This is a genomic window from Mesorhizobium sp. WSM4976, assembly GCF_029625685.1.
Classification (GTDB): Bacteria; Pseudomonadota; Alphaproteobacteria; order Rhizobiales; family Rhizobiaceae; genus Mesorhizobium.
On the sequence record NZ_JARTVT010000019.1, the window covers coordinates 86,956 to 99,154 of the forward strand.

The following is a 12,199-nucleotide window of genomic DNA, read 5'->3' on the forward strand; positions in this document are numbered from 1 at the left end:
TGGTCGCGCGCGGCCCTTGTCCGACCAACGAGTTCGAGGATCTGAACGATGAAGATCATTGCGTGCGGCAGCGTGCCGACGATCATTGCGCCGGGGACCTATTTCACCGGGCGAGTGCTGCAGACGCCGATTATCGAGAAAGAGGCACCGGCTCGGCTGAGGGCGACGCTGGTCAGTTTCGAGCCCGGCGCGCGCACTTACTGGCACACGCATCCGCTTGGGCAGACGCTCTATGTCACGGCCGGCGCCGGACTTGCCCAGACCTGGGGCGAACCGATCCAGACGATCAGGGCAGGGGATGTCATATCCTTCGCGCCCGGCGAAAAGCACTGGCATGGCGCCGGTACAAAAACAGCCATGACCCACATCGCCATGCAAGAGGCGCTGGACGGGGTCCATGCGGATTGGCTGGAAGCGGTGACATCGGAGCAATATGGCGGCTGAGACAGGCCCCCTGACAAAAACCCGGCCGCAGCCGGGTTTTTCGTTTGGCGACTTTGCGTCGATCAGGTCAGCGAGGCGGTGAAGCGCTGGATGCGCGTGCAGGCTTCCTCCAGCAAGGTTTCCGACGTGGCGTAGGAGATGCGGAAATTCGGACCGAGGCCGAAAGCCGAGCCGAACACCACCGCCACGCCTTCGGCGTCGAGCAGTTCCGAGCAGAAGGCTTCGTCATTGTCGATCACCTTGCCCGTCCTGGTCTTCTTGCCGATCAACTCGGCACAGGACGGGTAGACGTAGAAGGCGCCTTCGGGCGAGGGGCAGGAAATGCCGCGCGCCTGGTTGAGCATCGACACGACGAGGTCGCGCCGGCCCTGGAAGATCGCCTTGTTCTTGGCGATGAAATCCTGCGGGCCGTTGAGCGCTTCGACGGATGCCCATTGCGCGATGGTGCAGGCGCCAGAGGTCTGCTGGCCCTGGATCATGTCCATCGCTTTGATCAGCGGCACCGGACCCGCGGCGTAGCCGATGCGCCAGCCGGTCATGGCATAGGCTTTCGACACTCCGTTCATCGTCAGCGTCCGCTCATAGAGGTTCGGTTCGACCTCGGCGATGGTCTTGAAGACGAAGTCGCCATAGGTCAGATGCTCATACATGTCGTCGGTCAGCGTCCAGACATGCGGATGCTTGAGCAGAACATCGGCCAGCGCCCGCAGCTCGGCCTCCGTGTAGGCGGCGCCCGACGGGTTGGACGGCGAGTTCATCAGCAGCCATTTGGTCTTCGGCGTGATCGCCTTTTCCAGCACCTCGGCCGTGAGCTTGAAGCCGTTGTCGATCGAGGTGTCGGCGAAGACCGACGTGCCGCCGCAGATCGCCACCATTTCGGGGTAACTCACCCAGTAGGGGCGCGGGATGATGACCTCGTCGCCCGGGTTCAGCGTTGCCATGAAGGCGTTGAACAGGATCTGCTTGCCGCCGGTGCCGACGATGGTCTGCTCCGGCCGGTAGTCGAGATTGTTCTCGCGCTTGAATTTCTTCGCGATCGCCTCGCGCAACGGCACGATGCCCGACACCGGCGGGTACTTGGTCTCGCCGCGGCGGATCGCCTCGATCGCCGCGTTCTTGATGTTGTCGGGCGTATCGAAGTCCGGCTCGCCGGCGCCGAGGCCGATCACGTCACGGCCGGCATTTTTCAGCTCGCGCGCTTTCTGCGTCACCGCGATCGTCGCGGAAGGCTTAACGCGGGAAAGGGCGTCGGCGAGAAAGGCCATGACAAGAAGTCTCCTAGGAAAGGCGGCCAGGAGCGGCCGCGGCGCCTCTCATGTCGCATCATCGCGTGGAGCGCAAGCATTGTGCGATGAGCCAGAGGTCAAGGAGGCGTGACCAAAGTCAGCCTGCGTGAGCGGCAACGCTAAATTCATCAACGGCCGGTAAACCCTTGGCTGGCAGGATCGCAGATCGGGATTGCGCCATTCGCGGAGCGAGAAACCTTGTCGCGCAGCATCGGGCTTGCCCACATCATCTGTCATGATGACGGCACCGCGACCGGTGTCTGGGGCATCTATACGCTGCAGAGCGCGTTCCAGCCGATCTTCGCCTTCAAGGAGGGCAAGCTTTCGGTCGTCGCCTTCGAGGGGCTGATCCGGCCGTTCCGCGACGGCGAGCCGCAGTCGCCAGCAGCGTTCTTCGGCACCTGCCCGGCGGCCGACCGGCTGCATATCGAGGCGCTGACGCGCACGCTGCATCTTCTGAACGCCGGTGCCTGCCTGCCGCAAGAGGCGTCCGTCTTCATCAATTTCGACCCGTCGGTCTTCACCGATCGCAGCATTGCCGACAAGGCATTGCGCGATATGCGGCTGGTGCTGCACGAAGCCGGTATCGATCCGCGCCGCATCGTTTGCGAGGTTACCGAGCAGAAGTCGGCCTCGCAGGAAGCTCTCTACGATTTTGTCGAGGCGCTGAGGGCCAATGGCTTCCGCATCGCGGTGGACGACTATGGTGCCGATGAATCCGACATCCACCGGATCAAGGAACTGAAGCCCGACATCGTCAAGTTCGATGCGCAGTGGATCACGCATCTGATGGAGTCCGGCGCCGGCTTCGCGTTGCTCACGACAATGGTGAAGGGCTTCGAAACCCAGGGTATCCACACTGTCTTCGAAGGTCTCGAGGAAGGCTGGCAACTGGAGCTTGCCGAGAAGTCCGGCGCTTCCATGGTGCAAGGCTATGTGCTTGCGCGGCCCGAACTTGCTCCCACCAGCTTTCGCGTCTTCCAGCAGCCTCCGGCCGGCGAGCGCACGGTCTCGGCTGCCGCAAGCCCTACGGCTCCGTCGACGCGGTCGCGGCCGATGAGGGTATTCGGGCGCAAGGCCGCGCCATGAACGAAAGGCATGAGAGGCGGCGCAACGTCGCCAGGGCGATCTTCGCCGACGAGATCGGCCTTCAGTTCGGAATCTATGGTGATTTCCGGCTGTGGAGCGCCTATCAGCCGATTTTCGCCCCGGAGGATAGGGTGCTTAGGGCGGTCGCCGTCGAGGGGTTGATCGAGCCGCGCCGCATCGCCGAGCCCGTGGCCCCCTCGATCTTCTTCGACGGCGTCCCCGCATCCGACCGGTTGTTTGTCGAAACCATGTGCCGGATGCTGCATCTCGGCAATTACCGCAACATTGGCGCCGAGGGATTGACGCTGTTCTTCAACTACAATCCGATGATCAACGATCATCTCGGGCGGGCGCTGGCCGAAATCCGGCTCATGGCCAGGCATCTCGGCGATTTCGAGCTGGAGCCGGGCCTGTTGGTCTGCGAGATCACCGAACAAGCAGCCGACGAGCACGTTCTTTCCAGCCTAGTGCGCGAAATGCGGCGCGACGGCATTCGCATCGCCATCGACGATTTCGGCACCGGGCATTCCACCGAGGCGCGCATCAATCTGCTCGCGCCCGACATCGTGAAGATCGACGGCGCCTGGTTCGGCGCGCTCTGCCGCCACGCTGCCGCAGAGCGCTTCTTCCGGCCATTGGTGGGCATGCTGCAGGAGCGAGGCGCCAAAGTGCTGGTCGAGGGCATCGAGAGTGCCCAGCACTTGCGCGTCGCGCTCGAGGGCGGCGCCGACCTGCTGCAGGGTTTCCATCTCGCCCGACCGGCGCTCGCAGGCACGATCTTCAAGGAAGAGCCGCTTTCCGTGGACGACCTGCTCGACCCCGGCAACAAGGTTGTGCCCCTGCACCAGCAAGGCTGATGCCCACGACAACCTATCAGCGCCGCTGATGGTTTTTCGCAAAAACAAATCACTGGATGGGAACTAGCTGCGCGCGCTAAAGCGGTCCCAGGAGACTCGAAAGGCCAAGGGGCATGATCCTTTACGACATGGCCGACAGCGGCAACTGCTACAAGCCGCGGCTGTTGATGGCCAAGCTCGGCATCCCCTTCACCCGGGTCGAGGTTAGCTCGCATACCGGCGAGACGCGCAGACCCGACTACGTTGCCAAGAATCCGAACGCGATGGTGCCGATGCTGGAGCTCGACGACGGCAGGCGCATCGCCGAGAGCAACGCCATCCTGCTCTCTCTCGCCGAAGGCACGCGCTTCCTGCCGGCCGACAAGTACGAACGCGCGCTGGCTTACCAGTGGCTGTTCTTCGAACAATACAGCCATGAGCCCTATATTGCAGTGCGCAAGGCGCTTTTGACTTTTCCGGAACGGGCGAAGGACGCCACGCCTGAACGGCTGGCGCTAACGCTGGAGCGCGGCAACAAGGCGCTGGGCGTCATGAACCAGCATCTGGAGCAGAACGCATTCTTTGCCGGCAACGCCTATAGCGTCGCCGACATCGCGCTATACGCCTATACCCACACCGCCGAGATGGGCGGCTTTCAGCTCGACGCCTATCCGGCCGTCGCCGCCTGGCTGAAACGGGTCGAGGCGGACAAGGGACATGTGCCGATCGAGTGGGTGCCTGAGTGACGCTGACGATTGCCGAAAGGCCTAAGCGACAGCGACCTTCTCCCCGTGAAGAAGGATGCCAATCGCCCAAATCCAGACAACAAAAAAGGCGGGCAATGCCCGCCTTCCTATGCCGGTAGCCTGATCGGGAGCGTCCGGTTCGGGCTGGCAGCTATCTGCTGTTCCAGCTTGTCGGTCTTTCCGCTCCGGCGCGCTTATCGCGCGACCGTCAGTACATCCGTGACTTGCCGCGCGCCCCGAACCTTTGTCCGGCGCGCGCCTTTACTTAGCCGCATTTCTGCAACGCCAAGCGATTGCGCTTGGCTGCAAAATGCTTAAGCCAAATCAGGCTGCCTTGCTCAGAGACCCAGCTGCGGACTTGCCGGTGCGGCGGTCCTGCTCGATCTCGAAGTTGATTTTCTGGCCTTCAGCCAGGCTCGTCATGCCGGCGCGCTCGACAGCGGAGATGTGGACGAAAACGTCCGCGCCGCCATTGTCAGGCTGGATGAAGCCGTAGCCCTTGGTGGCGTTGAACCACTTGACCGTACCAGTTGCCATATAGAATGCCCTTCACATTTGCTTTTGTTTGACCGGACCAATGTCCGGCCGGCGATATCGAAACTTTGGAGATAGACGTCAGCAAACGCGAAGATCGCGGCCCGATCGATCGGCCAAATTCAATGCCTCGGATATAGGATAGTTTTTGCAGGAAAACAAGACGGTCGCTCGCGCGCTGCCGGCGTGCAGTCTCAGGCGTTTGGAAGCGGCGCACGGAAGTTTTGACACCCGTCTCACGTTGTGGAGAGATGAGATGCTTGCCGTTCCAGGGAGAGCCCCATGAAAACCATTCTGCTTGCCGCCTGCTTCCTGCTGCTGGCCGCGGAGGCGCAAGCGGTGTCACGCTATGATCCGACGCGCATGAGCTGCGACCGGGTGCAGGCGACGATCGCCAGGCAGGGCGCCGTCATCCTGCGCTATCAGTCGACGCGCGTGCCGGGGCTGCCGCTCTACGACCGCTATGTACGCGACGAGCGCTTCTGCAACGCGGGCGAGGTGAGGTCGCGAGCCTATGTGCCCAGCGCCGACACGAAATCCTGCGCGGTCTATGTCTGCAAGCGGCCGGATTTCGATCATTTCCGCCGACGATTTTTCCCCCGCCGCCACTGATAATCCGGCGGGATCTCAGAACCCGAACGAGGCCTGCGCGGCGGGCGGAGGGCCGACGCGAACGCCTTCCATGGCGAGCATCTTCTCCTTGGTGGCCGACCCGCCCGGCGCGGAGAAGCCGCCGATCTTGCCGCCGGCTGCGAGGATGCGGTGACACGGGATGACCAGCGGCACCGGATTGGCGCCGAGCGCCGCGCCCGTTTCGCGCGGAAGGCCGGCATGGCCCGCGCGCTTGGCCAATTCACCATAGGTGGTGGTCTCGCCGAAGCGGAGCTTGCGCGCGGCATCGTAGATGGCGAGGCGAAAGTCATCGACGCCGTCGAGATCGACCGGCACATTGGAGAAATCGACGTTCTCGCCGGCCGCATAGGCTTGGATCGAGGCGATCAAATCGACCACCCATTGCGGCTGGTCGGTTGCGGCCGAAACACCGGCGTGGCGGAACAGCCGGCGCTCGATCGCCTCGCGACTGCGTTCGGGCAGGCAGAGCCGGATCAGGCCCTTCTCGTTCCAGGCAATGCCCATGAAGCCGATCACTGTTTCTAACACTGCGTGGCCGGCCGTGATCTCAGATGCGGGTTTCATGGCGTTTTCCTTCGGCAAAACAGCGAAAAACGAGTACATATCCAGAACAATATGGCATTTCGGCCCTGTTCCCGCCACCCGAAAACCGCCTGGTGGCCCCGATTGCCGGGTGTGAATCGCTGGTGTAAGGACTCCTTAACAACAGACAAACCGGACCCTCACGGCTTGCCAGCTAAAATCATATTCACCGCGATCGGCGTGCTTATTGCCGCTGCTGGTCTGAGCGGTTGCACGTCGACCTCGCAAATGAAGGCCGCGCCAGCGCTTGCGGAAGCCTCGACGCCTGCCGTGGCCGACGACACGCCGACGGTCGCGCTGCCCGAAACGGTGGCAGTGCTGCCGGAGCCATCCGGCCTCGCGCAGGTGCAGACCGCCGCGCTTACCGGGGATACCGTTGCCATGGCGACTCCCTCCGGCGCGCCCGTGACGCCCGCCTCGCTTGCGACGCAAAGCGCGCTTTTGCCGCCTCCTGTCCAGCCCGGCGCGGCGCTGGCTCAGCCCGCGGCTTTCGCGGGGGCGACGCCGATGGCCGGCAAGTTTCCGCCGCCGCCGGTGCTGACGGCCGGTGGCTCGCCCACCGGTCCCGGATCGATCAAACAGGCGGGATCCCCCAAGCAAGCGGCGGTCTATACGACCGCAGGCGTCGCCATGCCGGTCACCGGCCAGTCGGCGAAAGTCGCCCCGATGCCCGGTGTCCAGCAAGTTGCTTATGTGGCGCCGGACAACCCCGCTCTGCTGGCGGCTCCCGGCCAGCCCGAGCAGCACGCCAGTGGGCCGCGCGGCGAGATCGAGCGACTGATCGAGAAATATTCGGCGCTTTATGAAGTGCCGGTCGAGCTGGTGCGCCATGTCGTCAACCGCGAGAGCACCTTCAACCCGAAGGCCTACAATCACGGCCATTGGGGACTGATGCAGATCAAGCACGCTACGGCGCGCGGCATGGGTTACGATGGCCCGGCGACCGGCCTGTTCGACGCCGAGACCAATCTCAAATATGCCGTGAAATATCTGCGTGGCGCCTGGCTGGTTTCGGGCGGCAACGCCAAGCGCGCCGATACGCTCTACCAGACCGGCTATTACTACGACGCCAAGCGCAAGGGCCTGCTCGAGGCGACGGGACTTGGCCTCGACCGCAGGCGGCATCGCCTGCCGCCCGACGCCTGAGCGGACAGTCCGGCACCGGCGTTTCGAGACAGCGCCATGCCTGAAAATACGACTCCCCGCCCGCCGGCGCCCAACGACATCCGCCTGCGCAAAGCTGCTAGGCCACACGCTCACCGTGCCGCATTGGCCGGAAGCGCGTTCGAGCATCGGGATGCGCGCCTCGGCATGATCCCGGTCGACTGGGAAGGTTAATGGCGTCCCGGCATTGTGAACTCCTTCACATAGGCTGACGTTAGGGCATGCTAATGCGTTGTCGTGCCGGGCGGCCGATCGGCGGATCGACGCTGGCAAGGCGTCGGAGGGGGCTGTGCCGGCATGCGTCAGCCACTCCCAGACGGGCTCCGGGGCGGGGGTTTCGGAGCCCGTCCGCTTTCGTGAAAGCGGGTGAAGGAAGCAGGACGCCGCCGCGGTCGCGCCGACCGAGGCGGCTTCACCGACCTGCCGGCCGGCCCGGCGCGCTCGGGCGCATGGAACCCTAAGCGGCATCGTGCATTCATCGCAGGGGCCTGGATGAGCCGCGACGCCGAGATGGCGCCGCCGGCCGCTGAGGGAGGCCCGCAATCCCGTGAAATTTGTTTGCGCGTTCCTTGCGCTGGCCGTTGTCATCCTGCTGGGCACTGTCCATGCACGAGCCATCGAACTGTCGATCGTCTCGGGCGACACCGGCAACGGCATCAAGGTGCTGCGCGAGATCTTGGACCTCTACGAGAAGAAGAGCGGCAACAAGGTCGACATCGTCGTCATCCCGCCTTCGACCACCGACCAGTTCGGCCAATACCGGCTTTGGCTTGCCGCCGGCAGCAGCGATATCGATGTCTACCAGACCGATGTCATCTGGGCGCCGCAGCTTGCCAGCCAACTGGTCGACCTGACGGAGGCGACCAAAGATGTGGTGGGCAAGCATTTCCCGTCGATCGTCCAATCGCAGACGGTCAACGGCAGGCTGGTCGCGCTGCCCATCTTCACCGACGCGCCGGCGCTCTATTACCGCAAGGACCTGCTCGACAAGTATGGCGCCCAGGTACCCACCTCCTGGCAGCAATTGCAGGACACCGCGAAGCTCGTCATGGACAGGGAGCGGGCGGCCGGCAACAAGGACCTCTGGGGATATGTCTTCCAGGGCAATGCCTATGAGGGACTGACCTGCAATGCGCTCGAATGGGTGATGTCGAATGGCGGCGGCGCGATCATCGAGCCGGACGGCCGCATCTCCATCAACAATCCAAAGGCGGCGGCGGCGCTCGACAGGGTCAAGGGCTGGATCGGCACGATCGCGCCGCCGGGCGCGCTCGCCTATCAGGAGGAGGAAGCGCGGGGCGTCTGGCAGACCGGCAATGCGGTCTTCATGCGCAACTGGCCCTATGCCTATGCGCTCGGCAACAGCGAGAATTCGCCGATAAAGGGCAAGTTCGACGTGGCGCCGCTACCGGCCGGCGATGGCGGGCATCCGGTCGCAACACTGGGCGGCTGGAACCTTGCCGTGTCCAAATATTCGAAACATCCGGATGCAGCGATCGATCTGGTCAAGTTCATCGCTTCGCCCGAGATGCAGAAATACCGGACGCTGAAGACGGCCAACCTGCCGACTATCGTGGCGCTCTATGACGACCCCGACATCGCCAGGCAACAGCCGATTGTGCCGCGCTGGAAAGAGATCTTCCTCAACGCGCAGCCGCGCCCGTCGGCAACCTTCAGGATCAAATACAACGAGGCGTCGAGCCTGTTCTGGACCGCGGTCCACAACACGCTCTCAGGCAACGGCACCGCTGCCGACAATCTGGCCGATCTCGAGGCGAGGCTGAACAAGCTGAAAGGCAAGGGCTGGTGAGCGCGGCAGGGCGATCGCCGCTGACGCGCCGGCGCGTGCGCACGGCCTGGCTGTTCCTCGCGCCGATGCTCTTCATGCTCGCCGCCGTCGCCGGCTGGCCGTTCCTGCGCACGGTCTATTACAGCTTCACCGACGCTTCGCTGGCCGATCTCGACGCGCGGCAATGGGTGGGCTTCGACAATTATTTCTCGGTGCTGCGCCTGCCGAGCGGGCGCCTGCTCTATGACGGGCTGCTGGTCGACCCGGTCTGGTGGCGGGCGGTATGGAACACGGTGCGCTTCGCAATTATCTCGGTGGCCTGCGAGACGGTGCTCGGCATGATCGTGGCGCTGGCGCTCAACGCCGAATTCCCGGGACGCGGCATCGTGCGGGCAGCGATCCTCATTCCCTGGGCGATCCCGACCATCGTCTCGGCCAAGATGTGGCAGTGGATGCTCAACGACCAGTTCGGCATCATCAATGTCGTGCTGCTTAATCTCGGCCTGATCCACGACAAGATCGCCTGGACCGCCAGCGCCGACACAGCGATGATCGCGGTGCTGATCGTCGATATCTGGAAGTCGACGCCGTTCATGGCGCTGCTCATCCTGGCGGCGCTGCAGATGCTGCCGCGCGAGATCCTCGAAGTGGCGAAGCTCGACGGCGCGAACCCCTGGCAGATCTTCTGGCGCGTGACTCTGCCGCTGATCCGCCCGGCGGTGATGGTGGCGGTGATTTTTCGCGCGCTCGACGCGCTGCGCATCTTCGATCTGATCTATGTGCTGACGCCCAACAACGTCCAGACCAAATCGATGTCGATCTTCGCGCGCGAGAACCTGTTCGAGTTCGACAAGTTCGCCTATGGCTCAGCCGCCTCGACGCTGCTGTTTCTGATCATCGGCCTGCTCACCATCGCCTATATCCGGCTTGGACGGCTGAGTTTCGAGGGAGGGCGGTGAGGTGAAAATGCTGAAGCGCGCCGCCTTCTATCTGCTGCTTCTCGCGATCGTCCTCATCGCGGTGTTTCCATTCTACTACGCCATCGTCACCAGCCTGAAGTCAGGGACCGAACTGTTCCAGGCCGGGCTCTGGCCGCGATCGTTCAGCCTTGCCAACTACCGCAATGTGTTGACCGAAGGGCCCTTCCTGCGAAATCTGGTCAACTCGCTCATCGTCTCCGGCGCGGTGGTGGCGGTTTCCCTGCTGCTCGGCGTCACCGCGGCCTATGCGCTGGCGCGCATCCGCTTCCGCGGGCGCTCGGCGCTGATGCTCGCCATCCTGTCGGTCTCCATGTTTCCGCAGGTCGCCGCCCTTGCCGGGCTGTTCGAGATCGTCCGGGCGCTGCATCTCTACAATTCGCTCTTGGCGCTCATCCTGTCCTACATGATCTTCACGCTGCCGTTCACGGTCTGGGTGCTCACCACCTTCGTGCGCGACCTGCCGGTCGAGATCGAGGAGGCGGCGATCCTCGACGCGGCGGGGCCGTGGATCATCCTGACGCGCATCTTCCTGCCGCTGATGTGGCCGGCGCTCGCCACCACCGGGCTGCTTGCCTTCATCAGCGCCTGGAACGAGTTCCTCTTCGCGCTCACCTTCACCTCCACCAGCACGCAGCGCACCGTGCCGGTGGCGATCGCGCTTTTGTCGGGCAACTCGCAGTTCGAGATCCCCTGGGGCAACATCATGGCCGCCTCGGTGATCGTCACCGTGCCTCTGGTGGTGCTGGTGCTGATCTTCCAGCGCCGCATCGTTTCCGGCCTCACCGCCGGCGGGGTGAAGGGCTAGATGTCGGGCGCGTTGCCGACCTTCTTCTTCATGTCGAGCGCCCAGGCGCGCCCCTCATCGCCGCCCCACAGCAGCCAGGCGATGTAGCCGGCGGAAGGATTGTCCTCGTTGCCGTAATTCCGGCCCTTCTTGTCGACCTCGTGGCGCGCGAAATAGCTGACCATGCGCCGGATGGTCGAGGGCGACAGGTTTTTGCGGTTCTTGAGCTCGGTGGCGCGCGCGACGCCGATCTCGGTGCCGCCTCGGCCGAATTCCTTGCGCAGCCTCAGACCCTTGGCGGCGTTGTCGGCAACGACCTGCGGGCAGCGCAGGTCGATTTCTTCGGTTTCGGACATTTTTGCTCCCCGTTCCCGAGTGGTTCTAGCTGACGCGAAGCAATGCGGCAAAGCCGGACCGGTTCCGCCTGCTTTTCGAGGTGGCCTTAGGCAACCCTGACGCCGGTGCCGCGTTGGGGAAGGCGGAGGGGCTGTTTCGGATCGGAGATCGAGATGAAAACGCTGCTGCCCCTGGTCGCCGTCGCGCTTATTGCCGGCGCGCCCGCCGCGTTCGCCCAATCGAACGACACCAACACAGACGCCGTGGGACCGATGGTGACCCAGAACAAGGTCGATACCCAGACCTTCGTCACCACCGTGCCCAACGCCAACGCGTTCGAGATCCAGTCGAGCAAGCTGGCTGAGGAGAAGTCGGCATCGGCCGACGTCAAGGCTTTCGCCGCCGATATGATCAAGGATCACACCAAGGCCGGCGAGGATTTCAAGGCCGCGCTCAGCCAAGGCCAGACCACCGCGTCGATCAAGCCCGCGGGCCCGGCGCTGCAGCCGAAGGAGCAGCAGATGCTCGACGAACTGAAGGCTGCCAGCGGCAAGGATTTCGACGCCAAATACATCAAGATGCAGAGCGACGCGCACAAGGATGCTGTCGCGCTGCTTTCCACCTATGCCAATTCCGGCGACGACCCGGCGATGAAGGAATTCGCCAAGAAGACGCTGCCGGTGCTGAAGATGCACGAGAAGCACGTGAAGGAACTGGCGGTCGCGCATCAGTGAGGGGGCCTGTGCTGGGCAAGCGGCCAGCGATGGCGCTCTACGGCGCCCCCTCTGTCCTGCCGGACATCTAGCGGCTTCGGCGCCTCGCTCGTCCTGCAACGCTGGCGATTGGCGAAGGCCGGGGCGACATCTGATCTCCCCCCTTGTGGGGGAGATGTCCGGCAGGACAGAGGGGGGCGCGAAGGATCGCGACGCTGCGCATTTTCCATCGGTTCTAGACGAATACCAAACCGGCGCTTGGCTCTTCAGCTCGATCTGTCAC

The 12,199-nt window shown here is 63.7% G+C and carries 14 protein-coding genes; 10 read left to right on the top strand and 4 right to left on the bottom strand.

Going from position 1 to position 12,199, the window contains the following annotated elements; genetic code table 11:
- The first annotated feature begins 48 nt into the window (after nucleotides 1–48).
- Entirely contained in the window at nucleotides 49–444 is a 396-nt protein-coding gene (locus P9272_RS22845) for a cupin domain-containing protein (protein WP_128258342.1), read from the top strand.
- 62 nt (nucleotides 445–506) lie between these two features.
- Here the strand turns inward: P9272_RS22845 and P9272_RS22850 are convergent, their stop codons facing one another.
- Nucleotides 507–1,709, bottom strand: coding sequence for a pyridoxal phosphate-dependent aminotransferase (locus tag P9272_RS22850; RefSeq protein ID WP_278162276.1), 1,203 nt, complete (start codon nucleotides 1,707–1,709; stop codon nucleotides 507–509).
- Between the two features lie 219 nt (nucleotides 1,710–1,928).
- On the opposite strand from P9272_RS22850, the gene P9272_RS22855 reads away from it, so the two are divergent.
- The 3 genes from P9272_RS22855 (at nucleotide 1,929) to P9272_RS22865 (ending at nucleotide 4,401) form a co-directional block, all read left to right on the top strand.
- Complete coding sequence (locus P9272_RS22855; RefSeq protein ID WP_278162277.1) at nucleotides 1,929–2,819, top strand: EAL domain-containing protein; 891 nt, start codon at nucleotides 1,929–1,931, stop codon at nucleotides 2,817–2,819.
- Nucleotides 2,816–3,676: an EAL domain-containing protein gene (locus P9272_RS22860; protein WP_278162278.1), complete on the top strand. Its 861-nt coding sequence runs from the start codon at nucleotides 2,816–2,818 to the stop codon at nucleotides 3,674–3,676. The genes P9272_RS22855 and P9272_RS22860 overlap by 4 nt, the downstream gene beginning before the upstream one ends.
- A 113-nt stretch (nucleotides 3,677–3,789) precedes the next feature.
- Nucleotides 3,790–4,401, top strand: a complete 612-nt coding sequence (locus P9272_RS22865; protein ID WP_278162279.1) for a glutathione S-transferase family protein — start codon at nucleotides 3,790–3,792, stop codon at nucleotides 4,399–4,401.
- Nucleotides 4,402–4,725: 324 nt separating this feature from the next.
- Here P9272_RS22865 and P9272_RS22870 read toward each other — a convergent pair whose 3' ends face one another.
- Nucleotides 4,726–4,938 (bottom strand): cold-shock protein, encoded by a 213-nt coding sequence (locus P9272_RS22870; RefSeq protein WP_027168154.1) that lies wholly within the window; start codon nucleotides 4,936–4,938, stop codon nucleotides 4,726–4,728.
- A 279-nt stretch (nucleotides 4,939–5,217) separates the two neighbouring features.
- Between P9272_RS22870 and P9272_RS22875 the strand changes: the two genes are divergently transcribed.
- Nucleotides 5,218–5,547: a hypothetical protein gene (locus tag P9272_RS22875; protein WP_278162280.1), complete on the top strand. Its 330-nt coding sequence runs from the start codon at nucleotides 5,218–5,220 to the stop codon at nucleotides 5,545–5,547.
- A gap of 15 nt (nucleotides 5,548–5,562) precedes the next feature.
- Here P9272_RS22875 and P9272_RS22880 read toward each other — a convergent pair whose 3' ends face one another.
- Nucleotides 5,563–6,132 carry a methylated-DNA--[protein]-cysteine S-methyltransferase gene (locus tag P9272_RS22880; RefSeq protein ID WP_128258336.1) on the bottom strand — a complete coding sequence of 190 codons (570 nt, stop codon included), beginning with the start codon at nucleotides 6,130–6,132 and terminating at the stop codon, nucleotides 5,563–5,565.
- Between the two features lie 165 nt (nucleotides 6,133–6,297).
- On the opposite strand from P9272_RS22880, the gene P9272_RS22885 reads away from it, so the two are divergent.
- From P9272_RS22885 to P9272_RS22900, 4 genes are all read left to right on the top strand, one after another.
- A complete protein-coding gene (locus P9272_RS22885) occupies nucleotides 6,298–7,296 on the top strand; it encodes a transglycosylase SLT domain-containing protein (RefSeq protein ID WP_278162281.1) in 999 nt (332 codons plus the stop codon).
- A 565-nt stretch (nucleotides 7,297–7,861) separates the two neighbouring features.
- A complete protein-coding gene (locus P9272_RS22890) occupies nucleotides 7,862–9,124 on the top strand; it encodes an ABC transporter substrate-binding protein (RefSeq protein WP_278162282.1) in 1,263 nt (420 codons plus the stop codon).
- A 65-nt stretch (nucleotides 9,125–9,189) separates the two neighbouring features.
- Nucleotides 9,190–10,062 (top strand): sugar ABC transporter permease, encoded by an 873-nt coding sequence (locus P9272_RS22895; protein ID WP_278162321.1) that lies wholly within the window; start codon nucleotides 9,190–9,192, stop codon nucleotides 10,060–10,062.
- Nucleotides 10,063–10,069: 7 nt separating this feature from the next.
- Nucleotides 10,070–10,888 carry a carbohydrate ABC transporter permease gene (locus tag P9272_RS22900; protein WP_278162322.1) on the top strand — a complete coding sequence of 273 codons (819 nt, stop codon included), beginning with the start codon at nucleotides 10,070–10,072 and terminating at the stop codon, nucleotides 10,886–10,888.
- On the opposite strand, the gene P9272_RS22905 is transcribed toward P9272_RS22900, so the two are convergent.
- Nucleotides 10,885–11,223 (bottom strand): hypothetical protein, encoded by a 339-nt coding sequence (locus tag P9272_RS22905; RefSeq protein WP_278162283.1) that lies wholly within the window; start codon nucleotides 11,221–11,223, stop codon nucleotides 10,885–10,887. The genes P9272_RS22900 and P9272_RS22905 overlap by 4 nt on opposite strands.
- A 153-nt stretch (nucleotides 11,224–11,376) precedes the next feature.
- Between P9272_RS22905 and P9272_RS22910 the strand changes: the two genes are divergently transcribed.
- Entirely contained in the window at nucleotides 11,377–11,937 is a 561-nt protein-coding gene (locus P9272_RS22910; protein ID WP_278162284.1) for a DUF4142 domain-containing protein, read from the top strand.
- The last annotated feature ends 262 nt before the right edge of the window (nucleotides 11,938–12,199 follow it).